This is a genomic window from Micromonospora yangpuensis (genome assembly GCF_900091615.1).
GTDB lineage: Bacteria > Actinomycetota > Actinomycetes > Mycobacteriales > Micromonosporaceae > Micromonospora > Micromonospora yangpuensis.
Map to the genome: position 1 here is coordinate 2,386,806 of NZ_FMIA01000002.1, position 23,251 is coordinate 2,410,056.

Annotated in this window: 21 protein-coding genes and 1 pseudogene; 10 read left to right on the forward strand and 12 right to left on the reverse strand. The window is 72.6% G+C overall.

Annotated elements, in window-relative coordinates; genetic code table 11:
* Positions 1 to 723 precede the first annotated feature (723 nt).
* Positions 724 to 2,862 (forward strand): DUF6541 family protein, encoded by a 2,139-nt coding sequence (locus tag GA0070617_RS10935; RefSeq protein WP_091436107.1) that lies wholly within the window; start codon positions 724 to 726, stop codon positions 2,860 to 2,862.
* A 5-nt stretch (positions 2,863 to 2,867) separates the two neighbouring features.
* Positions 2,868 to 3,032, forward strand: a pseudogene (locus GA0070617_RS31450) (DUF72 domain-containing protein); the annotation flags it as partial.
* A gap of 72 nt (positions 3,033 to 3,104) precedes the next feature.
* Here the strand turns inward: GA0070617_RS31450 and GA0070617_RS10940 are convergent.
* The gene (locus tag GA0070617_RS10940; RefSeq protein WP_229688315.1) at positions 3,105 to 3,758 is read right to left on the reverse strand and encodes a hypothetical protein; all 654 of its coding nucleotides are present in this window, start codon (positions 3,756 to 3,758) and stop codon (positions 3,105 to 3,107) included.
* A 429-nt stretch (positions 3,759 to 4,187) separates the two neighbouring features.
* On the opposite strand from GA0070617_RS10940, the gene GA0070617_RS10945 reads away from it, so the two are divergent.
* On the forward strand, positions 4,188 to 4,715 hold the full coding sequence (locus tag GA0070617_RS10945) for an RrF2 family transcriptional regulator (protein WP_091436110.1): 528 nt from the start codon (positions 4,188 to 4,190) through the stop codon (positions 4,713 to 4,715).
* Here GA0070617_RS10945 and GA0070617_RS10950 read toward each other — a convergent pair whose 3' ends face one another.
* Positions 4,716 to 5,990 (reverse strand): SGNH/GDSL hydrolase family protein, encoded by a 1,275-nt coding sequence (locus GA0070617_RS10950; protein WP_091446228.1) that lies wholly within the window; start codon positions 5,988 to 5,990, stop codon positions 4,716 to 4,718. It lies immediately after the preceding gene.
* 220 nt (positions 5,991 to 6,210) lie between these two features.
* Between GA0070617_RS10950 and GA0070617_RS10955 the strand changes: the two genes are divergently transcribed.
* Together GA0070617_RS10955 and GA0070617_RS10960 are read left to right on the forward strand one after the other, a co-directional pair.
* Positions 6,211 to 8,268 (forward strand): DNA gyrase/topoisomerase IV subunit B, encoded by a 2,058-nt coding sequence (locus GA0070617_RS10955; protein ID WP_091436111.1) that lies wholly within the window; start codon positions 6,211 to 6,213, stop codon positions 8,266 to 8,268.
* A gap of 44 nt (positions 8,269 to 8,312) precedes the next feature.
* Positions 8,313 to 10,802: a DNA gyrase/topoisomerase IV subunit A gene (locus tag GA0070617_RS10960; protein ID WP_091436113.1), complete on the forward strand. Its 2,490-nt coding sequence runs from the start codon at positions 8,313 to 8,315 to the stop codon at positions 10,800 to 10,802.
* Between the two features lie 17 nt (positions 10,803 to 10,819).
* On the opposite strand, the gene GA0070617_RS10965 is transcribed toward GA0070617_RS10960, so the two are convergent.
* Positions 10,820 to 12,148 (reverse strand): uracil-xanthine permease family protein, encoded by a 1,329-nt coding sequence (locus GA0070617_RS10965; RefSeq protein ID WP_091436115.1) that lies wholly within the window; start codon positions 12,146 to 12,148, stop codon positions 10,820 to 10,822.
* A gap of 128 nt (positions 12,149 to 12,276) precedes the next feature.
* On the opposite strand from GA0070617_RS10965, the gene GA0070617_RS10970 reads away from it, so the two are divergent.
* On the forward strand, positions 12,277 to 12,561 hold the full coding sequence (locus GA0070617_RS10970) for a type II toxin-antitoxin system Phd/YefM family antitoxin (RefSeq protein WP_091436117.1): 285 nt from the start codon (positions 12,277 to 12,279) through the stop codon (positions 12,559 to 12,561).
* On the forward strand, positions 12,561 to 12,866 hold the full coding sequence (locus GA0070617_RS10975) for a type II toxin-antitoxin system RelE family toxin (protein WP_091436119.1): 306 nt from the start codon (positions 12,561 to 12,563) through the stop codon (positions 12,864 to 12,866). Before GA0070617_RS10970 ends, GA0070617_RS10975 begins: the two co-directional genes overlap by 1 nt.
* Here GA0070617_RS10975 and GA0070617_RS10980 read toward each other — a convergent pair.
* On the reverse strand, positions 12,854 to 13,174 hold the full coding sequence (locus tag GA0070617_RS10980) for a hypothetical protein (protein ID WP_175440495.1): 321 nt from the start codon (positions 13,172 to 13,174) through the stop codon (positions 12,854 to 12,856). The genes GA0070617_RS10975 and GA0070617_RS10980 overlap by 13 nt on opposite strands.
* Before the next feature lie 593 nt (positions 13,175 to 13,767).
* On the opposite strand from GA0070617_RS10980, the gene GA0070617_RS10990 reads away from it, so the two are divergent.
* The gene (locus GA0070617_RS10990; RefSeq protein ID WP_091436124.1) at positions 13,768 to 13,995 is read left to right on the forward strand and encodes a GntR family transcriptional regulator; all 228 of its coding nucleotides are present in this window, start codon (positions 13,768 to 13,770) and stop codon (positions 13,993 to 13,995) included.
* 139 nt (positions 13,996 to 14,134) lie between these two features.
* Positions 14,135 to 14,338: a winged helix-turn-helix domain-containing protein gene (locus GA0070617_RS10995; protein WP_091446230.1), complete on the forward strand. Its 204-nt coding sequence runs from the start codon at positions 14,135 to 14,137 to the stop codon at positions 14,336 to 14,338.
* 7 nt (positions 14,339 to 14,345) lie between these two features.
* Here GA0070617_RS10995 and GA0070617_RS11000 read toward each other — a convergent pair whose 3' ends face one another.
* Together GA0070617_RS11000 and GA0070617_RS11005 are read right to left on the reverse strand one after the other, a co-directional pair.
* Positions 14,346 to 14,981, reverse strand: coding sequence for an alpha-ketoglutarate-dependent dioxygenase AlkB (locus GA0070617_RS11000; protein ID WP_091436127.1), 636 nt, complete (start codon positions 14,979 to 14,981; stop codon positions 14,346 to 14,348).
* 17 nt (positions 14,982 to 14,998) lie between these two features.
* Complete coding sequence (locus GA0070617_RS11005; protein WP_091436129.1) at positions 14,999 to 15,697, reverse strand: HAD family hydrolase; 699 nt, start codon at positions 15,695 to 15,697, stop codon at positions 14,999 to 15,001.
* Between the two features lie 88 nt (positions 15,698 to 15,785).
* Here GA0070617_RS11005 and GA0070617_RS11010 point away from each other — a divergent pair, with 88 nt between their 5' ends.
* Complete coding sequence (locus GA0070617_RS11010) at positions 15,786 to 16,484, forward strand: alpha/beta fold hydrolase (RefSeq protein ID WP_217628785.1); 699 nt, start codon at positions 15,786 to 15,788, stop codon at positions 16,482 to 16,484.
* Here the strand turns inward: GA0070617_RS11010 and GA0070617_RS11015 are convergent.
* The 6 genes from GA0070617_RS11015 to pseB are packed head-to-tail and all read right to left on the reverse strand — an operon-like array spanning position 16,468 to position 23,139.
* Positions 16,468 to 17,532, reverse strand: a complete 1,065-nt coding sequence (locus GA0070617_RS11015) for a PseG/SpsG family protein (protein WP_091446233.1) — start codon at positions 17,530 to 17,532, stop codon at positions 16,468 to 16,470. The genes GA0070617_RS11010 and GA0070617_RS11015 overlap by 17 nt on opposite strands.
* A 59-nt stretch (positions 17,533 to 17,591) precedes the next feature.
* On the reverse strand, positions 17,592 to 18,323 hold the full coding sequence (locus tag GA0070617_RS11020) for a cytidylyltransferase domain-containing protein (RefSeq protein ID WP_091436133.1): 732 nt from the start codon (positions 18,321 to 18,323) through the stop codon (positions 17,592 to 17,594).
* Positions 18,320 to 20,104, reverse strand: a complete 1,785-nt coding sequence (locus GA0070617_RS11025; RefSeq protein ID WP_175440758.1) for a class I SAM-dependent methyltransferase — start codon at positions 20,102 to 20,104, stop codon at positions 18,320 to 18,322. Before GA0070617_RS11025 ends, GA0070617_RS11020 begins: the two co-directional genes overlap by 4 nt.
* A gap of 34 nt (positions 20,105 to 20,138) precedes the next feature.
* Positions 20,139 to 20,981, reverse strand: a complete 843-nt coding sequence (locus GA0070617_RS11030) for a hypothetical protein (RefSeq protein ID WP_091436138.1) — start codon at positions 20,979 to 20,981, stop codon at positions 20,139 to 20,141.
* A gap of 11 nt (positions 20,982 to 20,992) precedes the next feature.
* Positions 20,993 to 22,159 carry a DegT/DnrJ/EryC1/StrS family aminotransferase gene (locus GA0070617_RS11035; protein WP_091436141.1) on the reverse strand — a complete coding sequence of 389 codons (1,167 nt, stop codon included), beginning with the start codon at positions 22,157 to 22,159 and terminating at the stop codon, positions 20,993 to 20,995.
* Positions 22,156 to 23,139 (reverse strand): UDP-N-acetylglucosamine 4,6-dehydratase (inverting), encoded by a 984-nt coding sequence (pseB, locus tag GA0070617_RS11040; protein WP_091436144.1) that lies wholly within the window; start codon positions 23,137 to 23,139, stop codon positions 22,156 to 22,158. The genes GA0070617_RS11035 and pseB overlap by 4 nt, the downstream gene beginning before the upstream one ends.
* Between the last annotated feature and the right edge of the window lie 112 nt (positions 23,140 to 23,251).

A 23,251-nucleotide genomic window follows, 5' to 3' on the forward strand; every position in this document is an offset into this window, starting at 1 on the left:
CGCCCACCCACGCCACCGGGAAGCGCCGTCACAGATGTGGCGCAACAACCAGGATGTCGTCTTCGCCTGCCCCGCCCGGCTCCACTACAACCAGGATGTTGTGTCCCGCCTGTTCCGGTCGGGGCACTACGACCGGGATGTTGCCCGCCTGCCGGCTTTTCGTTGGCGGTGTCAAGGCCCGCGACTTCCACGCCACCTGACCCCCCGCCCGAGGGTGTGCTGGCGTTGATCGACTCGGTTGCGCTGAAATGGCGGGGTCCGGGGCCCTTCGACACAGCCATTTCGGCCCAACCGAGTCGATCATGCCCCGCCCCGCCCCGCCCTGCCTTGCCTCGCCTTGCCTCGCCTTGCCCCGTCTTGCCTCGCCTTGCCTCGCCTTGCCTCGCCTTGCCTTGCCTCGCCTTGCCCCGTCTTGCCTCGCCTCGCCTTGCCTCGCCTTGCCCCGTCTTGCCTCGCCTCGCCTTGCCTCGCCCCGCCTCGCCCCGCCTCGCCGGTCAGGTCGACCGGAGCCAGCCCGGCTAGCCGTACCAGGGTGGGCGTCGGCGGGGGACGACGTTCAGGTGCGGGTCGTCGGTCAGGGCGGTGATGTCCGTCTGCCCACCAGGCGGGCGGGCAGGCATCGGGCTTGGTTTGCCGGGGCACTGGGAAGATCCACCGGGATTCCTATACTTGCCGCGCCGGGCCGCCCCGTGTCCCGGTGTGCCACGGGGAAGGCCGTCACCGTTGACCGTCGTCATCGCGCTGCTCGTCGCCGTCGTGCCGGGGGCGCTGCTCGGCTTCGTCCTGCCGCCCGGGCGGTACCGCTGGGTCGCCTGGGCGGCGGCGCCGACGCTCACCCTCGGTCTGATCGCGCTCGCCATGGCCTGGCTGCCGCTGCTGGGGCTGCCCGACAGCGCGGGCGCGGTCCTGATCGCCGAGCTGGTGCTGGCCGGCGCGGTGGTCGCAGCGGCCCGCTGGTTCGGCCGGGGCCGGCCGCTCGCCCCGGCCTGCTGGTTCGGCCGTGGTCGGCCGTTCGCCCCGGCCTGCTGGTTCGGCCGGGGCCGGCCGTCCGCCCTGGCGCGCTGGTTCGGCCGGGGTCGGCCGTCTGCTTCGGCGGAGGTCCCGGGCGGGCGGTCGCGCCGGTGGCTGCCGACGGTCCGGCCGTCGTGGGCGGACCTGCTCGGGGTGGCTGTGCCCGCGACGGTCGCGGTCGGCTACGGCTGGCTGATCCTCGGCCGGCTGGTCGCGCCGCCCGGGTGGGACCTGATGAACCACGGCTACCTGACCCGCCGGATCCTGGACAGCGGCAGCACCGTGATCGGCGAGGTCTGCAGCTCCGGCTCCACCGAGACGATCGCCTCCTGCGGGTTCTACCCGCTGGCCGGCAACGTCGCCTGGGCGCAGGCGACCCAGCTCTCCGGTGGCCGGCTGAGCACGGTCATGGCGACCTGGGCGATCGTCGTCGCGCCGGTGGCCCTGGTGGCGGGGATCTACGCCTGCGTCCGGGTGCTCGGCGGTCGGCCCGCGGTGGCGGCGGCCGCCGCCACCGCGCCGGTCTTCCTCGGCCCGCTGTGGACGTCGATGCTCACCGGACGGCTCAACGAGCAGGCCGCGCCCTGCCTGGCCGGCGGTGCCGCGCTGCTGATCGGTCTGGCCCTGCGGGGCCACCATCCGGTCCGGACCGGGCTGCTGGGGGGTCTCGCCGGGGCCGGCATCCTGCTGACCCACAGCTACGACGTGCTCTTCGTCGGGGTGCTCGCGCTCGGTGTCGCGTGGGCCCTGGGGCGGGACCGGTCCTGGCGGCGTACCGGCGTCGGTGTGGGGGCGCTGGTGGTGGGCGGGCTGGTGCCGATCGTGCCGCTGCTGGGCGCGATCTTCGGTGCCGGCGGTGAACGCCGCAGCGAACCCCCCAGCCTGCTCGGGCGGTGGGGTGAGGCGGTCGGGTTCTGGGTCACCGACCCGCAGCGTTACGTGCTGCTGGGCTACCCGGCGCCCGGCGGGGCGGACTTCCAGCTGGGGGTGCCGAGCATCCAGGTCGCGCTCGGAATCACCGTCGCCTGCCTGCTCGCCGCGCCGTTGGCGCTGGTGCTGCGGCCGCTGCGGTGGGCCCGGCCGTGGTTGCTGGCCGGGGTGGTGTTCACCCTGGTCGGCATCGCGACGGTGAGTTCCGACGCCGGCGTGGTGCAGGCCGTGGCCGGTCTCTGGTACGGCATCCGGGAACGCCCCCGGACCATGATCTTCCCGGTGTACGGCGTGGCCACCGTGGCCGGCGCGGTGGTACTCGGCACCGGTCTGCGCTGGCTGCTCGACCGCCTCGCCCGCCGGGCCACCCCGACCCGCGAGGGTGCCCGCGACGGTGGGCGGCCGGCGGCGTTCACGGCGGTGGCGGTGGTGGCCGGTCTGGCGGTGCTCGCCGCGCTGCCGGCCACCTGGCGACCGTTGCGCGCCGAGGTGGAACGGCAGGCGCCGGTCGGCCCCTCCTACCGGGCGGCGTTCGCCTGGGTGGCCGAGCGCGTACCGCCCGGCGGGGTGGTCGCCTACGAGCGGCACCTGCACTTCATGTCCTGGCTGCACGCCGACTACGGGGTGCCCACCCTGTTCGGCATCCCGCCGCTGTCGCCCAGCGATCCGACCGACTATCCGGCCCGCTTCGCGGCCTGGGACTGGCTGGCCGAGGTCCCCGACGCGGCCGCGGACGGGTGCACGGTCCGCCGGTTCGGCATCGAGTACGTCATGGTGGGCGACCGGCAGGTGCCCGGCTGGGCGGCCCGCTACCGACCGGAGCGACTGCCCGCCAGCGAGCGGGTACGGCTGGTCCACCAGGTCGGCGGGATCCAGGTCTACCAGGTGACCGAGGCGGGACGGGCCTGCCCGACCGGCTGACCGGCGGCCTCACCTTCGACGTCAAGGCGTTCAGCCTGTTCACCGGCCACCCGACGCCGGTCACGGCGCTGCCGAGGGACCTGCGACCGGCCGGGGACCGGCGCCGGGTGCACCGTCGGGACCTGCCAGTCGGGGCGTACGACGAGTTGTGGAGCCGGTTCCGCGCCGCCGCCGGATCGGGCCGGAGCCGTCGGTCCGACCGGAACCGGCCGGACCGGTGGACTCCTGGCTGACGGTGCCGGTCAGCGCAGCGACATCGCCGACCGGCGCCTGGCGGCGGCACCCCGCGCGGCGAGCATGCTGACGCCGGTGGCGCCCCGCGCCAGTCCGCCGGCACCGGTCATCATGCCGCCGGCGCGCCCCAGCATCCCCCGCAGCACCTGGCCGGGCTTCTGCTGCTCACCCATGTACGCGGTGACCACGATCAGCGCCCCGGTGAGCGCCGGGATCGCCCACTGCAGCATCTTCATCTGTCGTTGGCAGGCGGCCACCTGCTGGGGTGTGTCGGGGTTGGGTTCGGTGGTGCCCCCCACCGAGGGTGCGCCGGCCCGTTCCAGCCGCATCCCGAGCAGCCGGCTGTAGCCGGTCACGGCGAGCGCGCTGACGGTGAGGGCGGTCTTCACCGCACTCATCCGCCCGACCCCGGACTGGGCGACCATCCGGGGGCTCTCGGTGACCAGTTCGCCTGCCGCGCCGGCCAGGTGCGCGCCGATCGCCGCCGCGTTGACCGGGGTCCACCGGGCCCAGCCGGCCGCGGCCACCGGTAGCCGTTGGGTCGAGTCGTTGATCTGGGTCGCCGCCCCGTTGACCCCGAGCGCTCCCATCAGGGAGCCGCCGAACCAGGCCGCCAGGCCCAGGTCGTGCATCGAGCGCAGGGTGGTGTGAGTGTCGGACATCTGATCCCCTTCCGCCGTATCGGGCGGTGCGGCATACCCCGCACCCGCCGGACCATTCACCCGTACGGGGATCTCGCTCGCTATGGGCCAGGGGATGGACAGGTCGGAGAAACCCGAAGATCATCTGTGGCATGTGTCACCGGAGCGGCCGGCCGGCTCGCCCCGGCTAACATCTATGCAACAAGCGGCACTCGCTGTGTCTGGATGCTGGCGTAAGGTAGTTTTTCGTGAACGATTGCCGAAAGACAAATTCCTGTTTTCTGGATTTGAAAGGGAATTCTGCGTTCATGTTTGGCTGATTAGGCTCCGACGTCCTGTTCTTACCGGAACGTAATAGTCTGGTTTTGCGGCCCGTTGTCCAGGTCAAGGGGCTGCTGATTCAACGGTGCGTCAGTGTGCAAACACTACTTACTTGGTTACAGTTGCGCTGTGAAGGTAAACCGGGCGACAGATATGGCGTTGCGAATTGCCATGATGACGGCGACATTGCAGTCCCGGGCCACGGTGGACGAGTTGGCGATGGCGCTGGTGCTGCCCCGCAGCCACGTTGCCAAGGTGGTGCAGCGGCTCAGTAGACTCGGCGTCCTGGTCACCATCCGGGGGCGCTCCGGTGGAGTGGTGATCGCCGAGGGGGCCGGCGAGATGACCGTCGGTGAGATCGTCCGGGCCTTCGAGGGTGACGACGAGGTGGTGGAGTGTCATCGGCCACCGTGCCCGCTGCTCTCCAGTTGTCAGCTCCGGGTCGAGTTGCGCCGGGCCCACGAGGCCTTCATCGACGTGCTCGACGGCGTGCGGATCAGCGACCTGATCACCGGGGCACCCGGTGCCCTGCTGCGTACCCTGGCCGCGACGCCGGCGATGGGTCCGGTGCTGGTCGGTCAACCGACGGTCGGCCCGCCCGGCCCGGTGGGCCGGCCGGGCCTGCCGCAGGCGGCGGACCTGCCCGTGGTCGGCTGATCAGCCGAGGGTGACCGTACCGTCGGGGGAGCGGACGCAGGTCACCGCACGGGCGGTGGCGGTGGCCGCACCGGTCAGACACTGCCCGAGCACCCGGTGTCCGGCCGCGTTCGGGTGCCAGGACTCCTGGCAGGTCTGGAAGTAGGAGACACAGGTGTTGGCGATCCGCTGGATGGCGATCTTGTCCTTGCCGGCGAGGCTGGTCACCACGGTGCCGTTCGGGCCGTCCTGCAACCGGATCGGGGTGGCCAGCGTCCCGTCCGGGCTGCCCGCCGACTCGCAGAGCCGGGCCGCGTCGAAGGCCCGTTGCACGTTGAGGTACACCAGATCGGCGGCGGGGAACTCGGCGGCCAGGGTGCTGCGCACCGCCCCCACCATCGTGCCCAGCCCCTGGGAGAAGCGGTGACCGGGCAGCAGGCTGGCCCGGTGGATCGGGCAGCCGGCGGCGTACCGCTCGGCGCCGAGGTCGCGGAACTTGTCCCGGGTGTCGTCCCGGCTGTCCTCGGAGTGGTAGGTCGGTGCGAGGTCGAACGGCAGCGGGTTGGTGTAGTCCTGCAGCACCACCCGGTGCTGCCCGTCGGTGTCGATCTCGGCCAGGGTGGTGAGGATCTGCCGTACCGCGTCGGTCGTCTCGGTCGTCGCGGCGTTGAGCTGGGCCGCGGTGGCCAGGTCGGCGTCGGCGCAGGGCTTCTGCTCCACCGGCCCGCCCAGGTACGCCCAGAACTCCCACCAGCCGGTCCAGGCGTCGGCGATGAACCGGTTGGCGCACTTCTCCGCGACGTTGCCGAAGGTGAAGGAGCTGTTGTTGGAGCCCAGCCCGACCAGGACCAGGTCGATGTCGTGACTCGCCCCGACCGCCCGCAGCTGGTCGAGCTGCGCGGCCACCTGGCGGCCCTTGGCCCGATTGGCGCTGGGGTTGGCGATGTCCTGCGGCTGGCCACCGGAGCAGGCCAGGTTGAACCGCGCGCTGATGCCCGGCAGGCTGGCCTGGTGCAGCGAGGCGTTGGCCGAGCGGTGACAGAAGAAGGCGTTGCTGTTCGGCGCGGTCCAGCCGGGGAAGGGTTGGGCCACCCCGGTCACGTCGACCACCGGGGTGTACGCCCCGGCGCCCTCGCCGCTGACGAAGCTGTCGCCCAGGGCCACCGCGGCGGTGGGTGGGGCCGCCGCCGCCGGGCGTGGCCGGGCGAGGTCCGTCGACAGGGCGACGGTGGTCGACAGTGCCACCGTGGCGACGCTGAGGGCCGCCACGAGGGCGGTACGCCGGATCCGGGCCATGGCCACCCCATCCATCCATGGAAATGTGAAAGTTTCTACGGATGGCCGATCACATCACGGCAGTGTGACGTACGTCAACGTCCGGACGCCTGGGGCCGTGCGCATTCGCGCGGGGCATCGTCAGCATGTCGGGGTGTCGGGCTAGGCTCGCTGCGGCGCGCCGCAAAGGATCTTGCCGGAAGTCGGCCGCCCGCGCCGCCGAGACCGGGAGTACGACCAGTTGACCGCAGAGCCTGAGACCCTGTACGGGGCAGACGACCTGACCCACCTGGAGGGCCTGGACGCCGTCCGCAAGCGCCCCGGGATGTACATCGGCTCGACCGACAGTCGTGGCGTGGGTCACCTCGTCAACGAGATCCTGGACAACTCCACCGACGAGGGGGTGGCCGGGCACGCCAGGACGGTCGAGGTGATCCTGCACGCCGACGGTTCGGTGCAGGTCGACGACGACGGCCGGGGCATCCCGACCGACGTGCACGCCCGCTCCGGCATCTCCGGCGTGGAGCTGGTGCTGACCCGGCTGCACGCCGGTGGCAAGTTCGGCGGCACCGGCTACAAGACCTCCGGCGGGCTGCACGGGGTGGGCGCCTCGGCGGTCAACGCGCTGGCCCGACGGTTCGACGTGACCGTCCGCCGAGGCGGCAAGATCCACACGATGTCGTTCCGGCACGGCGTACCCGGGGTCTTCGACGGCGACGGCCCGGACGCGCCCTTCACCCCCGGGCCCGGCCTGCAGGTGGCCGGCGCGATGAAGCGGGGCCAGTCCACCGGCACCTCGATCCGGTACTGGCACGACGCCCGCTACTTCGAGACCGGCGCCACCCTGGACGTGGCGGCGGTCCGGATGAAACTTCGCAACACCGCCTTCCTGGTGCCCGGGGTCGACTACCGGCTGCGCGACCACACCGGCGAGGAGCCCACCGAGGAGCGCTTCCACTACCCCAACGGGCTCACCGACATGGTCGAGTTCCTCGCCCCGGCCGGCGACCGGCCGGTCTCCGGCATCCTGCTGGTCACCGGCGAGGGCGGCTACCGGGAGAACGCCGCCGACGCCAACGGCGTGATGCAGTCAAACGTGCAGCGACGCGCCGAGGTCGAGGTGGCCCTGCGCTGGGGCACCGGCTACGACCGCACCGTGGAGTGCTTCACCAACACCATCCGCAACGCTCACGGCGGCACCCACCGCAAGGGCTTCGAGCGGGCCCTGGTGCGCACCCTCGGCGACGCCGTGCGCAACACCCGTGGTCTGCTGCGGGCCAAGGAGGAGCCACCCACCCTGGACGACGTCCTGGAGGGGATGACCGCGGTGGTGCACGTGCGGCTGCCCGAGCCGCAGTTCACCTCGCAGACCAAGGACGAGCTCTCCACCGCCGGCATCACCAAGGTCATCCAGACGCTTGTGGACCAGCACCTGCGGGCCTGGCTGGAGGACAAGCGCAGCAAGGCCGAGGCGCGCACCGTCCTGCAGAAGATCGTCGACGCGGCCCGGGTCCGGCTGACCCAGAAGCAGCAGAAGGACGCCGCCCGGCGCAAGACCGCCCTGGAGGGCGCGTCCATGCCGCCGAAGCTGGTCGACTGCCGCTCCACCGGCGTCGAGCGCAGCGAGCTGTTCATCGTCGAGGGTGACAGCGCCCTGGGTTCCAGCCGGATGGCCCGGGTCGCCGAATACCAGGCCCTGCTGCCGATCCGAGGCAAGATCCTCAATGTCCAGAAGGCCAACCTCCAGCAGGTGCTGGACAACGCCGAGTGCGCCGCGATCGTGCAGGTGCTGGGGGCGGGCTCGGGGCGTACCTTCGACCTCTCGGCGATGCGCTACGGCCGAGTGCTGATCATGGCGGACGCCGACGTGGACGGCGCGCACATCCGGACCCTGCTGATCACCCTCTTCGCCAGGTACATGCGACCGCTGGTCGAGGCGGGCCGGCTCTACGCCGCGATGCCGCCGCTGCACAAGATCACCACGAAGGGGCGCAGCCCGCAGACCGTCTACACCTACACCCAGGCCGAGATGGAGGCGACGATCCGCAAGCTGGAGAAGGCCGGCAAACAGATCGTCACCCCGGTGCCCCGGTTCAAGGGCCTCGGCGAGATGGACGCCGACGAGCTGTGGGAGACCACGATGAACCCGGCGACCAGGGCGGTCCGCCGGATCACCCTGGACGACGTCGAGGCCGCCGAGCGGATCCTCGAACTGCTGATGGGGGAGAAGGTCGAGCCGCGCCGCAACTGGCTGATCGACTCCGCCGACCGCGTCGACCGCGAGGCGATCGACGCGTGAGCGCCCTGGACGCCACCCCCGCCCGCCGAGAAGAGAGCTGACCGATGGCACGCCGCAAGGACACCAGCGCGAAGGCGGACCTCGCCGCGTTCGACCAGGCCGGCGCGCGGGTCTTCGACAACCCGCTGGTCACCGAGGTCTCCGACTCCTACCTGGAGTACGCCTTCTCGGTGATCCACTCCCGGGCGCTGCCCGACGCCCGCGACGGGCTCAAGCCGGTGCACCGGCGCATCCTCTACTCGATGCACGAGTCCGGGTTCCGCCCGGACCGCCCGTACGTCAAGTCCGCCCGGGTGGTCGGCGACGTGATGGGCCGCTACCACCCGCACGGCGACACGGCCATCTACGACGCCATGGTCCGGCTGGCCCAGGACTTCTCCCTGAACACCCCACTCATCGACGGGCATGGAAATTTTGGGAGCCCAGACGATGGACCGGCAGCTGCCCGTTACACAGAGTCACGGATGTCGCGGGAGGCGATGCTGCTCGTCGGCGAGCTGGGGGAGGAGACCGTCGACGTCGAGCCGAACTACGACGGCTCACTGACCCAGCCGACCGTGCTGCCGGCCGCCTTCCCCAACCTGCTGGTCAACGGGGCGTCCGGGATCGCGGTCGGGATGGCCACCAACATGATCCCGCACAATCTCGGCGAGGTGGTGGCCGCCGCGCGGTGGCTGATCCGGCACCCGGATGCCACCCTGGACAAGCTGATGGAGTTCGTGCCCGGCCCGGACCTGCCCACCGGGGGCACCCTGCTCGGCCTTGACGAGGTGCGCCGGGCCTATGAGACCGGCCGGGGTGTGGTCCGGATGCGGGGCAAGGTGCGCATCGGGCCGGTCGAGGGCAGCCGGGGCCGGCAGGCGATCACCGTGGTGGAGTTGCCCTACGGCGTCGGCGCGGAGAAGGTCATCACGGCGATCACCAACGAGGTCAACAAGACCAAGCGGCTGACCGGCATCGCCGACGTCAAGGACCTCACCGACCGGGAGAACGGCACCCGGCTGGTCGTCGAGTGCAAGGTCGGGGTCAACCCGCAGGCGCTGCTGGCCGACCTCTACCGGCTCACCCCGCTGGAGCAGTCCTTCGGCGTCAACAACCTGGTCCTGGTCGACGGGCAGCCGCGTACCCTCGGGTTGAAGTCGCTGCTGGAGGTCTTCCTGGCCCACCGCTACGAGGTGGTCACCCGGCGCACCGCGCACCGCCGCCGCAGGCGCGAGGAGCGGCTGCACCTGGTCGACGGGCTGCTGATCGCCCTGCTCGACATCGACAAGGTGGTCAAGCTGATCCGGGCCGCCGACGACGCGCAGGCGGCCAAGGACGGATTGATGCAGAAGTTCCGGCTCTCCGATATCCAGGCCAGCTACATCCTGGACACCCCGCTGCGCCGGCTCACCAAGTTCGACCGGCTGGAGCTGGAGGCCGAGCAGGAGAAGCTGCGCCGCGAGATCGCCGAGCTCTCCGCGATCCTCGACGACGAGAAGGTGCTGCGCAAGCTGGTCTCCGACGAGCTGGCGGCGGTGGCCAAGCAGTTCGCCGCGCCCCGGCGGACCACCCTTGTCGACGGTGACCTCAAGGAGGTGCTCGCCGCCTCTGCCCCCGCCGGCCCGCTGGAGGTGGCCGACGACCCGTGCCAGGTGATCCTCTCCGCCACCGGCCTGGTCGCCCGGACCGCCGCCGAGTCGGAGGAGGCCGTCGAGGGTCGCCGCAGCAGCGGCCGGGACAAGCACGACACGGTACGCGCCGTGGTGCACTCCACCGCCCGGGGTCGGGTCCTGCTGGTCACCAGCGCCGGCCGGGCCTTCAAGGTCGACGTGCTGCCGCTGCCGGTGCTGCCGCAGCAGGCCGGCACGGTGTCGCTGCGCGGTGGGATGGCCGCCGCCGAGCTGGTGCCGCTGGCGGCCGGGGAGACCGTGGTCGGGCTGGCACCGGTCGGGCCGTCGGCCGATGGCTCACCGGGCCTGGCCCTGGGCACCCGGCAGGGCGTGGTGAAGGTCTGCGCCCCCGACTGGCCGGTCCGCTCCGACGAGTTCGAGGTGATCGGGCTGCGCGACGGCGACGAGGTGGTCGGGGCGACCTGGCTCACCGACGGCTCGGAGAGCCTCACCTTCGTCACCAGCGAGGCGTCCCTGCTGCGGTTCGCCGCCACCCTGGTCCGGCCGCAGGGGCTCAAGGGTGGCGGCATGGCCGGGGTGAACCTGCCCGGTGACGCCCGGGTGGTCTTCTTCGGCGCGGTCCGCACCGACGACCCCAGCCACGGCGAGCCGATGGTGGTCACCTCCACCGGCGCCACGGTCAAGGTCACCCCGTTCGCGGCGTACCCGGCCAAGGGGCGGGCGACCGGCGGGGTGCGCGCCCAGCGGCTGCTCAAGGGCGAGGTGGACCTGACCGCCGCCTGGGTCGGCCCCCGCCCGGCTGGCGCCACCGCGATCGGCGACCCGGTGGAGCTGCCGCCGGCCGACCCGCGCCGCGACGGCTCCGGCTTCGCCGTCATGCTCGGCCCCACCCTGATCGGCCACCACCTGGAACGCCCGTAACCGGCCGGGTGGTCGGGTCAGGCGGTGGGGGGTGGGGTGGTGCCGCGCAGCCGGGCCACCAGGCGCATGCCGTGGTAGATCAGCAGGGCGGCGGCGGTGCCGAGGGCGATGCCGTTGAAGGAGAGGTCACCGGCGGTCAGCGTGTAGTTGGCCGCGCCGACGATCACCGCCACGGCGGCGGTCATCAGGTTCACCGGATCGTGGAAGTCGACCCGGCTCTCGATCCAGATCCGGGCACCGAGGATGGCGATCAACCCGTACAGGGCGGTGGTCGCCCCGCCCAGCACCCCGGCCGGCACGGTGAGGATCAGCGCGCCGAACTTCGGGCTCAACCCGAGCAGCACGGCGGTCAACCCGGCCACCCAGTACGCGGCGGTGGAGTAGACCCGGGTCGCCGCCATCACCCCGATGTTCTCCGCGTACGTGGTGGTGCCGGAGCCGCCCCCGGAGCCGGCGAGCACGGTGGCCAGCCCGTCGCCGAGGAAGGCCCGCCCCAGCTGTTTGTCCAGGCTGCGCCCGGTCATCGCGGCGACCGCCTTGACGTGGCCGGCGTTCTCGGCGATCAACACCAGGATCACCGGGATCACCAGTACCGTCGCGCGCAGGCTGAAACTGGGGGCGTGGAACTCCGGCAGCCCCACCCAGGCGGCGTCGCGCAGCCCGGTCAGCGCGGCGTCGTCGAGCCCGCCGACGGCGGCGGCGAAGAGCCAGCCGACCACCACCCCCAGCAGAATGCTGAGCCGGGCGGCGAAGCCCCGGAAGGCGACCGTGGCGAGCAGGATCGCGGCCAGCGTGACCACGGCGATCAGCGGCTGGGCCTTGACCCCGGTGCCGCTGCCGTCACCGTCCCAGGCCACCGGGGCCAGGTTCAGCCCGATCAGCGCGACGATCGCCCCGGTGACCACCGGCGGCATCAACACCTCGATCCACCGGGTGCCGACCACCTGCACCAGCACCCCGACCAGGGCCAGCGCCGCCCCGGCCACCACGATCCCACCGAGCGCCGGCCCGATGTCGCCGCCGGCCTTCGCCGCCAGCACCGGCGCGATGAAGGCGAAGGACGAGCCCAGGTACGACGGCAGCCGGTTCCCGGTGATCAGCAGGAACAGCAGGGTGCCCAGCCCGGAGAAGAAGAGCGTGGTGGCCGGCGGGAATCCGGTGATCAGCGGCACCGTGAAGGTCGCCCCGAACATCGCCACCACGTGCTGCACGCCGATGCCGACCGTACGCGGCCAGGAGAGCCGCTCGCCGGGGTGCACCACGTCGCCGGGGCGTACGGTCCGGCCGTCGCCGTGCACGGTCCACGCGGCCCAGCGGGAGCGCGGCTCGGTGGGGGTGTCGGTCATGGGCCGTCCTTCGCCTCGCAGGTGACGGGGCGTGATCGACCCCGGACGTTTCTAGCAGAACCCCGATTCGTCGATGTTTCGGCCCGGCTTGTTGGCCATAATTCAGACCGGTCGCTAAAGTGGCTGCTATGGAGACCATTCCGATCACGGATGCCAAGGCCCGGATCGCCGAACTCGCCGACCGGGTCGCCCGGGAGCACGACCACTTCACGATCACGCGGAACGGTCGCGCCGACGTCATGCTGATCTCGGTGGCCGAGTACGAGTCGATGCGGGAAACGCTGGATCTCCTCTCCGATAGTCAGGCCCTCGCGGACCTGCGGCAGTCGCAGGAGGATTTCGCGGCCGGCGACACGTTCTCGGCCGACGAGGTCCGCGCCGAACTGGAGCGGCGTCGCAGCCGGGCGGCCTGATGTCGGCGGAGGGCAGGTGGCCCGACGAAGGCGCCAACGAGCCCTACGTGGTGCTCTTTTCCCGGCAGGCGCGCCGCAACCTGCACGAAGATCTGCCATTGGAGGTGGCACTGGCCGCGACGGAGACGATCCAGCACGCGATCGCAGTCAACCCACACCGGGTTGGCAGGCCGCTCGACGAGCCCTTCGATGGTTTCCATTCCGCGCGTCGCGGCACGTACCGGATCATCTACCGGATCAACCAGGCCAAGCGGGTCGTGGAGATCCACTCCATCCGTCATCGGCGGGACGCCTACCGCCCGTAGACGGCGTCTCGATATGACCTGCTGGTGCTGGTGCTGGTGCTGGTGCTGGTGCTGGTGCTGGTGCTGGTGCTGGTGCTGGCGCTGGTACTCATGAGCCGTAGCCCTGCCCATTGCACGAAGATCTCCCGTTTCCGGGTGGCGTCGCCATCCTGGTCCAACTCGTACCCTTCGAGCCAGACCCAGCCGTGGTAGGTGACGAGGTCTTCCCGCACGCGGATCAGCCGGAGCATGATCGGCGCGGCGACGAACTGGACGCTTGCCGCCCTGTTGAGGTGCAGGACGTCCCCGGCCCTGATCGTCAGGGTCACGACCCGAACCGCCGCCAGGCCGCGATGCGGGCGCGGGCTGCCGCGACCCTCGGGCACCAGCCGCCGAGACGGCAGGCGGCGCACCGGTGGTGCCGGTGCTCATCGAGTACGCCCCAGGCGGCCCGGATGAGTGTCGGTAGCCGGCGGTTGACCATCACGCCGGCCAGTTCTCGCGGCTGATCGGGATGGGGCGACGCCCTTCGCAGGGCAGATCCCGCCCGCAGCGGCAGGTGACCCGCTTCAGGATGTGGTTCCACCCGGGAGTGTGTGTCCGCGCCAGACTCAGCGCCACCGCGGCCAGATACTCGTCGTAACTGATCCGTCGAGACACGTACGGCCCCCACTTCGGATGGTCGATCGTTTCGCGCGCCTGCCTCCGGCGGGCATCCATCGGCACCCGCGCGAAGCGGGGTTGAGGTCCGGGCGAGGCGATTCGGGGGATCTCGGATCGCCTCGCCCGGTAGGGCGCACCGTCGCCGAACGGAGAGCGCCACTGCCATCACGCTAAGTCTCATTGAGACCAAAGTCAACGAAGAGGTTGAAGCGGGTGAGGAGGCGTGGTCGAATCGGCTAGCCGAACGGAGACACCACCCATGACCATCCCGATGGGCTATCGAAAGATCGCCGCCGACCTGCACGCCCGAATCCAGCAGGGGGAGTACCCGCCGGAGACCCGACTGCCGACGTACGCGGAGTTGGCCCAGCTCTATTCCGCCAGCGTCTCCACGGTGCAACGCGCGGTGATGCTGCTCCAGGCCCAGGGCGTCATCGTCGGTGTGCAGGGTGCCGGCCTCTATGTCGCGCCGACTCCGCCCGCCTGAACCGTGCGGCGGACACCCCTCTGCCGTCGGCTTCGTGCTGACCGGACGGTGCCGGGGGTGATCAGCTTGATCTGCTCTGCTCGGTCCATCACGCATCGTGGTAGTGGAGGTGAACTCGTCTGTGCCTATCTACTCGTCGATGTACGAACGTATCGCCGATGAGCTGACGGAGCAGATCAGGTCCGGAGAGTTCCCGCCTGGCGGCAAGCTGCCCAGCAGGGCCGAACTCTGTGCGGAGTACGAGGTCTCCGACTTCGTCGCCGATCGGGTGTTCCTGACGTTGCGAATGCGCGGCCTGACCGAGACGGTCCCCGGTCGAGGCGTGTACGTCCGACAGGCTTGAGCCGTGCTCAGGCGACCCCGGTCGGGCGGAACTGGACGCTGACCCGGGGGCCGACCGGGCGGGTGGTCTTCGGGACGGCGTGCTCCCAGGTGCGTTGGCAGGAGCCGCCCATCACCACCAGGTCACCGTGGCCGAGGGGGAAGCGCAGGGTGTCCCCGCCGCCTGCGCGGGGCCGCAGCAGCAGGGGTCGGGGTGAGCCGAAGGAGACGATGGCGACCATGGTGTCGACGTGCGCGGAGCGGCCCAGGGTGTCGCCGTGCCAGGCGACGCTGTCCCGCCCGTCCCGGTAGAGGCACAACCCGGCGGTGACGAACGGCTCGCCCAGCTCCGGCGCGTAGTGCGCGCTCAGCGCCTGCCGGGCGGCGGTCAGCGTCGGGTGCGGCAGCGGCCGGCCGGCGGCGTACCAGCAGAGCAGGCGCGGCACGTCGACCTCGGTGTCGTACATGGTGCGGCGTTCGGCCCGCCAGGGCACCCGGTCGAGCAGGGTGCCGAACACCTCGTCGGAGCCGTGCACCCAGCCGGGCAGGTGGTCGACCCAGGCGCCCCGGCTCAGCGGGTGTCGACGCAGCCCGGTCAGCGGGCCCAGCGACGGCCCGTCGGTGGCGAGGTCGAGCATCGACGGCTGGTACGCGGCCCCGGACATGCACCCACCCTACCTGCCTATTCGTACGCCTGTGCTATCTCCCGGTGTGGTCGGCGAGCGGGCCGGGCAGCCGCGTTGTGTCCCGCCACCAGGGCCGGGAGTTCGTCCAGCGAGTCGATGCGGAACAGGCACTCCCCGGACACCGCCGGGAGGTCGAGGATGTGACCCCACGGACCACGCCTGATCAGGCACGTCTTCATGCCGGCGGCGCTGGCCGGGCGGGCATCGTTGTCGGGCCGGTCGCCGACGTACAGGATCGAGGACGCCTCGCCGCCGCCGGCCCGGACGACCCGTTCGAAGAAGGCCGGTGCCGGCTTCGCCACGCCCCAACCGTGCGACGTGCCGATGACGTCCACGGGCAGGTCGAGGGCGCGGAGGCTCGCCTCGGCATGGGCTGGCTGGTTGCCGGCCAGACCCACCCGCAGGCCCTGGTCCCGCAGGGCGGTCAGGCACGCCCGCGCGTCCGGGTACAGATCCTCCTCGCCGAACGTCTCCGGCTTGCCGGCGGCTGCTCGGCGCTCGTTCTCGACCGCGAGATCGAAGCCGGGCCGGAAGACCCGGAACACCTCCTGGTAGTCCAACCCCCGGGCGATCACCGCACCGAAGACCGCGGAGAAGGTGTGCCGGGGCACGCCGAGCCAGTCCGCCCAGTCCGCGAACTCGCGGGACTCGTCGAGGATGGTGCCGCCCACATCAAAGAAGACCGCGTCGATCACGTGTCTGCCTCCGTCCCGTTCGTACCCGGGGACGACGCTAGACCGTTGGCGGTCAGCCGTGGGGGCGGTGACCTGACACGATCGGCCGGTGACCGATCCCGTGCTCGTCCTCCTGCACAGCCCGCTCGTCGGACCACTCACCTGGCAGCCCGTCGCCGCCTGCCTGCGGCGCGCCGGGCACACCGTGCTGACCCCGGACCTGACCCCGGCGGCGACCGGTACGCCCCCGCACCAGCCGGCCGTCGCCGAGGCGGTGGCCGGGAGTCTGGTCGACCTGGGTGGTGACGCCCCGGTCGTACTCGTGGGGCACAGCGGGGCCGGACCGCTGCTGCCCGGCGTGGCCCGGGCCGTGCCGCGAGAGGCGCATGCCCTGCTCTACGTGGATTCGGCGTTGCCCTGTCCGGGTCAGAGCTGGTGGGAGAACGCGCCACCGCCGCTCGTCGAGCAGCTCCGGGGGCTGGTCACCGACGGTAAGCTGCCGCCCTGGCACGAGTGGTTCCCGCCGGAGGCCGTCACCGAGCTGCTGCCCGACCCGCGACTACGGGCGGACTTCGTCCGGGAGCTTCCGCGCCTGCCCTACACCTACCTCACCGAACGGACCGTGCCCCAGGAGTGGACCGGGCGGGCCGGCTACCTGCTGCTCAGCGAGGGCTACCGGCCGGACGCCCGGGTGGCGCTGCGTGCGGGCCTGCCGGTGGTGGAACGCAGCGCGCACCACCTGGCCATGCTCACCGCGCCGCAGCTGGTCAGCGACGCCCTGGCAGACCTGCTCACCGAGACGCGCTGAGGCCGGGACGTACGGTGTCCGGCCCGGTGGTGACCAGGGCGAGCACCGCGTCGGCGACCCGGGCCCGGCCCTGTCCGTCCACGGTCGACCAGGCGCGGGCGGCCAGCTCGGCGCGCCGCTGCGGGGAGGTGAGCAGGGCGCGCAGGGTGCCGACCGCGTCCGCCCGCGCGGCCTCGCCGGCCGGACCGGCGGCGGCCAACGCCGGTAGCTCACCCAGGCCGGCCACGATGCCCTCGGCGACCACCCGGTGGTACGACTCGCGCTGGTTGTCCACCACGCAGACCAGTCCGGCGGGCGTACCCAGGCAGCACAGCTCCCAGGTGGCGGTGCCGGCGGCGCTGACCACCAGGTCAGCGACGGTGATCATGGTCGGTAGCTCGTCGGTGGGGCCGACCGCTCGCAGCGTCTGGCCCGGACCGGGGGCCAGTGCGGCCAGTTCCCCGGCGACGTCGGGCCGGCCGACGACCACGGTCAGCTCCATCGGGCACCCGGTGGCCAGCAGCAGCCGGGTCAGCACCGGCGCGGCCCCGAAGGCGTCGGTGCCACCGAAGAAGGCGAGCACCCGCGGCCGGTCGGCGGGCACCGCCGCTCGCGGTGCCGCCGGGCGGGCGGCCCGCACCGTGTCACGCAGCAGCGGGTACGCCGTGCCGGCGAGCAGCCGGCCGGGCAGCGGCGGGTCGTACGCCGCGCCGAGGTTCTGGTCCAGGTAGAGGTCGGCGTCCTGGCCCCGGGTGTCCCCGTCCACGATGGCCAGGGTCACCACGCCGGCCGCCCGTAGCGCCCCCGAGGAGGCCGGGTCCAGCTCGTACGAGTCGAGCACCATGACGTCCAGCCGGTGCCGGGCGGCCACCGCCACCAGTTCGGCGGGGTGCTGCGGGCCGGGATGCCGCGCGATGCCCCGGTCGGCGAGCTGGCGGGCCGCCCAGTCGAGGCCCTCGACGGTGCCGAAGAACTCCACCGTGTGGCCTCGGGCCAGGAACTCCTCGGCCAGGGCGAGACACCGGACCAGGTGCCCGACCCCGCGTACCGGGCCGGCGTCGCAGCGCATGCCGACCCGGACGGGCCGGACCACCGGCGGATCGGCGGGGAACTGCCCGCGTACCGTGTTCAGGACTCCTCCAACCGCTTCTGCCGGACATCCGCGTTGAGCGATCGTAGCGCCGGTTGCCCGGTGAGCCAGTCGGCGAGCTTGGCCAACGGGACGCTGACGTCGCCGAAGTGGTCGACCACCGCCCGGACCAGCGCCCAGTCCTGCTCGGTGTCGAGGGTCAGCCGCAGGTCGGAGCGGTCCGGGGTGAGCGTCAGGCCGAGCACCCGGAACAGCTCCGGATGGGTGTACGCGTACGAGGTGACGTGCACCCGGTGGTGGTCGGTGGCGAGCCGGTCCAGGGTGCGCAGCACGTCCGCACGGATGATCTCCACGTCCAGCCCCCGGGGCAGGGTACGGGCGATCGAGGTGCTGACGTAGTCCAGGCCCGGCACCGCCTGGTAGACCCGGGCGACCAGGGTGACGATCTCCGGGTCGAGCAGCGGGCAGTCGGCGGTGAAGCGCATCACCGCGTCACCGGGGTACCGGTCCACCGCGCCCACGAACCGACCGAGCACGTCGTCGACGGACCCCCGGTGACACGGTACGGCCAGCCGCCGGCACTCCTCGACGACCGCGTCGTCGACCCCGTCGGTGCTGGTGGCGACGACCAGTTCGGCAAGCACGCCGCTGTCCCGGGCGGCCCGGACCACCCGGCCCAGCACGCTGCGGCCGGCCAGCGGACGCAGCACCTTGCCCGGCAACCGGGACGAACCCATCCGGGCCTGCACCACGCCGACGATCCGGTTCACTGTTGCTCCCCACCGTGCTGTTGGCGGCGTACCGCCGTGCGGACCTGTCGTTTCGCCGCCCCGGCCCCCCGGCGGGCCAGCCGCAGCGGGGTGATCGCGAGCTTGCCCATCCGGTAGCCGAGGGTGCCGCTGAGCAGGTCGAGCTTGGTCTCGGCCCGGCGCAGCGCCCGTTCCCGGTGGGTGAGCAGCTGCTCGGTCCACGCCAGCCGGGCGGTCAGCCGGGTCAACTCGGCACGCTGACGCAGCCACGCCTCGCGCAGCTGCTGGACGCTCTCCCGGCCGGTCGGCGGGGCCGTCGGTGTCACCGCCCGCAGGGCCGCCGCGAGGTCGGCGCGGGCGGTGTCGTCGAGCCCACGGCGGGCCGCGACGACTGCCGCCTCCACCTCGACGGCGATGGCCACGATGGCCCGGTCCAGGTCCCGGCCGGTCAGCCCACCGAGGACCACGGTCAACCCGACGACGTCCAGGGTGGACGGCCACGGGTGGGCGTACCCGCCGGTGAGCAGGTCGGCGGCGAACCGCCACAGGGCCCGGGCCAGCACCACCTCGGTCGCCAGCGGGTCGATCGCCTGCCAGCCCGGGTCGAGTACCGCGTGGTCGCCGGCGGCACCGACCACCACGTTGTCCAGGCCGGACACCGCCACCGCCCCGGTCAACCGGTCGTCGACGCCCTGCCCGGCCAGCCACCGCGCATAGGCCGTGAGCAGTCGCCGCAGGGCGCCCAGGTCCCGGCGCAGTACGGCGTCGAGCAGCACGGTGCGCAGCAACCGCCCCTCGGGGACCCGGCCGGTCGACGTACCCGGGTCCCGGTACGCCACCTCCCGGCTGGCGAACGGCGGTGCCGGTTCGGCGGCCGGGTTCGGCGTCGGTGCGGCGAGCGCCCGCCAGCGCCAGCCGTCTGCGCCGTCGTACACCTCGGTCACCCCGCTACCTGGCGGCCCGGCGCACAACAGGGCGACCGGCAGGGTGATCCGGTCCGGCGCGGCGGCGACCACCGCTCCGGCCGCACCGGTGACGGGCCGGTGGGCGAGGACCAGCCAGCCGGGGGCGAGTGCGGCGGCGAGGCCGGTGTGCAGCGCGTCCACCGCCAACCGTGCCGGATCCTGCAACACCGGCCGCTCCCCAACCGCGCAGGCGTCGTGCAGGACCGCGTCGAACAGGCCGGAGCCGCGCTGCTCGGCCAGCGGGCCGGTGGCCAGCAACGCCGTCGCCGACCGCCACCGGGGGTAGGCGGCGAAGCTGCCCCACGGGTGCAGCCCGGCGGCGGTGAGCCGGTCGGTCAGCTGGTCCAGGTCGGCCGGCCGGTCGGGGGCCAGGATGCCCTCCACCGCCCAGTCGGCGTCGTCCCGGCCGGCGTACCAGGGGACCGGGTCGACCAGCCGGCCCAGGCCGAACGGGTTCTCCGCGCCCAGCAGCAGGAGACCACCGGGGCGCAGCGCCGTCACCAGGCGCTCCAGCAGCGCGGTCCAGCCCAGCGGTCGGTCCTGGGCCGACTCGATCGCGGCCAGCCCGGCGGCGGCCACCACCACGTCGTACGCGCCGTCGATCCCGGTCGCGCCACCGACGAGCGTGCGGGCCGCGCGGGCGGCGACCGCGGTCCCGTCGGGTTCGCCGCGCAGCAGGCAGGTGACCTCGGCGTGGGCCAGCCGGTCCAGCAGCGCCGGATCGTGCGGGCCGGCCAGCAGCACCCGGGCCCCGACCGGCACCAGCCGGGCGAGCAGCGCGAGCAGCGGCTCACCCCCGGCGGCCCGGCCGGTGGCCAGGTCCGACCAGGCAGGCATCTCACCCCCGGGCAGCTCGACCGCGGGTACGGTCTCAGCGCTCACCGGTCACCTCCCGGCCACGCGACCAGCCGAGCAGTTCGCGCAGTTCGGCGGGGGAGCACCGGTGGTCGGTGCCCAGTTCCTCGCGGGCGATCCCGGCGGCCAGCCCCGGATCGATCCTGGCGCCGTGCAGCTGCGGCCACTGCCGGCGGATCCGTGCGGTGCCACCGAAGGTGGGATCGTCGTCGGCCAGGGTCATCGGGTCGCCGTAGACCGCCGGCTCGCAGCCGGCCGCGATGCCGTAGAAGATCGCGCTGGTCAGCCGGTTGGAGGCGACCCGCCGGTGCCGCCGCAGCTCGGTGAGCTGCCGGTCCAGGAAGTCCGGGTCGGTGTCGCGCCACCAGTGCCCCCGGTAGCCGTGGCAGACCACCCGGAAACCGGCCTCCTCGTAGTGCCGCCGGATGCGGGTCGTGCGGTACTCCTGCCAGTACAGGCAGACGGTCACCGGGCCCGGTTCAGTGGCCCGGATCTCGGCGATCAGCCGCCGGTGGTCGCCGTGCACCCGCTGGCCCTCCCAACCGTGGAACGGGTACCAGATGGTGCCCTCGCGCCGCTCGGCCGGCGGGTCGTCGGGGCGCATCGCCAACAGGTAGGCGAAGGGCGCGCCGATCACCACCACGTTGCGTCGCCCCAGCGACCAGGCCCGCCGCCGGGTCGGCTCGGACCAGAGCAGGCTCGGCGTGCCGGCGACGTACGGGTGGCCGGGGGCGAGCCCGTCGCCGACGTTCCAGCCGTGCTGGACGTACCCGTCGATCCTGGGCGGGTGGCCCGCGCCCAGCCCGCAGTAGCGGGCCAGCACGTGGGCGTGGCCGTAGAAGTGGTTGGCGTGGTGCATCGCTCTCCGTCTCAGGCGAGGACGGTCCGGGCCCGGGGCCGGCCGACGTCCAGCGCCGCGCCGAGGGCGTCGACGACGCGGTCCTGGTCGGCGTCGGTCAGACCGGGGTACAGCGGCAGGGAGAGCTGCTCGGTGTAGAACGACTCGGCCACCGGGCAGGATCCGCGCCGGTACCCGAGGTCGGCGAAGACCGGGTGCCAGTGCGCCGGCAGGTAGTTCACCTGCACCCCGATTCCGGCGGCGCGCATCCGGTCGTACACCTGGCGACGGCGACCGTCGAGGACCCGGATCGGGTAGAGGTGCCAGGCCGGTTCCGCCCAGGCCCGGCGACCGGGGGTCCGGACCCCGGGCAGGTCGGCCAGGGCCTCGTCGTAGCGGGCGACCAGCCGGGCCCGGGCGGCGAGGAAGTCGCCGAGGCGGCGCAGCTGGCTGCGGCCCAGCGCGCAGAGCACGTCCGGCAGCCGGTAGTTCAGCCCGAACTCGGGCACCTCCTGGTGCCAGCCGCCCTCGTCGGGCCAGCGCAGCTCGTCGGGGTCGCGGACCAGGCCGTGGCTGCGGAACCGGCGGGCCCGCTCCAGCAACGCCGGGTCGGTCGCGGCGACCGCGCCGCCCTCGGCGGTGGTCAGGTTCTTGGTCGGGAAGAACGAGAAGGTGGTCAGGTCGGCGAGCGACCCGACCGGCCGGCCCCGGTAGGTCGCGCCGATCGAGTGCGCCGCGTCGGCCAGCAGCAGGGTGCCGGTGCCGGCCAGGGTGGCGCGCAGCGCGTCGTAGTCGGCCGGGTGACCGGCGTAGTCCACCGCCGACACCACTCGGGTCCGGCCGGTCACCGCCGCCGACACCGCCGCCGGGTCCAGGGTGTACGTCTCGGGTTCGACGTCGGCGAAGACGACAGTCGCGCCGAGGGCGACCGCGGTGCTGGCGGTGGCCACGAAGGTCATCGGCGCGACGACCACCTCGTCACCGGGGCCGATGCCGGCCGCCGCGTAGGCGGTGTGCAGGGCGGCGGTGCCGTTGGAGACCACCGCGCAGCCGGCCCCGCCGGTCCAGCCGGCCAGGTCGGTCTCGAAGGCGACCACCTGCGGGCCGGTGGTCAGCCAGTCGCTGCGCACGGCCGCGGCCACCGCCGCCACGTCGTCCTCGGTCACCGACTGCCGGCCGTACGGCAGCAGCCCGGTCATCCGGTCACGCCGAGCATGTCGCGCAGCTGCTCGACGCTGAGCCACTGGTCGTTGCTGTCGGACTGGTACGCGAAGCCGTCGCCCACCTGCTGGCAGTCCTGCGGCGGCTGGTAGCCCCAGGTGGCGATGGTGGGCTGGACGATGAACCGGTCGGAAGCGCGCAGTGTCCGACGGCTGTCGTCCGGGGCGATCATCTCCTCGTGCAGCTTCTCGCCGGGCCGGATGCCGATCTCGTGGGTGGTGGCGTCCGGGGCGACCGCCTCGACCAGGTCCAGGATCCGCATGCTGGGGATGCGGGGCACGAACAGCTCGCCGCCCTGCATCTGGTCGAAGGAGTCGAACACGAACCGCACCGCCTGGTCGAGGGTGATCCAGAAGCGGGTCATCCGCTTGTCGGTGATCGGCAGCGGTTTGCCCTCGGCGGCGAGCCGGCGGAACAGCGGCACCACCGAGCCCCGGCTGCCGACCACGTTGCCGTAGCGGACCACGGCGAACCGGGTCGGGTGCTGGGCGGCGTAGTGGTTGGCCGAGACGAAGAGCTTGTCGCCGACCAGCTTGGTCGCGCCGTACAGGTTGATCGGGCTGGACGCCTTGTCGGTGGAGAGCGCGATGACCTTCCGCACGCCGGCCTCGATCGCCGCGTCGACCACGTGCTGCGAGCCGGTGATGTTGGTGGCGATGAACTCCGAGGGGTTGTACTCGGCGGTGTCCACCTGCTTGAGCGCGGCGGCGTGCACCACGTGGTCCACTCCGTGCATCGCCCGGGCCAGCCGGTACCGGTCCCGGACGTCGCCGATGAACCAGCGCAGCCGGGGGTCGTCGCCGAGCTGCTGACGCAGCTCGTACTGCTTGAGTTCGTCCCGGGAGAAGACCACCACCCGGGCCGGGTCGCACTCGGCCAGCAGATGCCGCAGGAAGGTCTTCCCGAACGACCCCGTACCCCCGGTGACCAGGATCGACGACCCATTCAACTCACTCAACTCCGCTCCCCAAGGTCGTTACTGTCGGCGGGCCGTGCGGCCCGCGCAAGGACTCGGCGGGCCGCCAGGCCCGCGCAGGTAATCGGGCGGGCCGCCAGGCCCGCGCAGGTGG

Excerpts from the sequence above, each read along its gene's own strand:
- GA0070617_RS10940 (WP_229688315.1), bottom strand. The coding sequence starts at position 3,758 with ATGTCCGACACTCACACCACCCTGCGCTCGATGCACGACCTGGGCCTG.
- GA0070617_RS10950 (WP_091446228.1), bottom strand. The coding sequence starts at position 5,990 with ATGGCCCGGATCCGGCGTACCGCCCTCGTGGCGGCCCTCAGCGTCGCC.
- GA0070617_RS10960 (WP_091436113.1), top strand. The coding sequence starts at position 8,313 with ATGGCACGCCGCAAGGACACCAGCGCGAAGGCGGACCTCGCCGCGTTC.
- GA0070617_RS10965 (WP_091436115.1), bottom strand. The coding sequence starts at position 12,148 with ATGACCGACACCCCCACCGAGCCGCGCTCCCGCTGGGCCGCGTGGACC.
- GA0070617_RS10970 (WP_091436117.1), top strand. The coding sequence starts at position 12,277 with ATGGAGACCATTCCGATCACGGATGCCAAGGCCCGGATCGCCGAACTC.
- GA0070617_RS10975 (WP_091436119.1), top strand. The coding sequence starts at position 12,561 with ATGTCGGCGGAGGGCAGGTGGCCCGACGAAGGCGCCAACGAGCCCTAC.
- GA0070617_RS10990 (WP_091436124.1), top strand. The coding sequence starts at position 13,768 with ATGACCATCCCGATGGGCTATCGAAAGATCGCCGCCGACCTGCACGCC.
- GA0070617_RS10995 (WP_091446230.1), top strand. The coding sequence starts at position 14,135 with ATGTACGAACGTATCGCCGATGAGCTGACGGAGCAGATCAGGTCCGGA.
- GA0070617_RS11000 (WP_091436127.1), bottom strand. The coding sequence starts at position 14,981 with ATGTCCGGGGCCGCGTACCAGCCGTCGATGCTCGACCTCGCCACCGAC.
- GA0070617_RS11015 (WP_091446233.1), bottom strand. The coding sequence starts at position 17,532 with ATGCGCTGCGACGCCGGCCCGGTACGCGGGGTCGGGCACCTGGTCCGG.
- GA0070617_RS11025 (WP_175440758.1), bottom strand. The coding sequence starts at position 20,104 with ATGCCTGCCTGGTCGGACCTGGCCACCGGCCGGGCCGCCGGGGGTGAG.
- GA0070617_RS11030 (WP_091436138.1), bottom strand. The coding sequence starts at position 20,981 with ATGCACCACGCCAACCACTTCTACGGCCACGCCCACGTGCTGGCCCGC.
- GA0070617_RS11035 (WP_091436141.1), bottom strand. The coding sequence starts at position 22,159 with ATGACCGGGCTGCTGCCGTACGGCCGGCAGTCGGTGACCGAGGACGAC.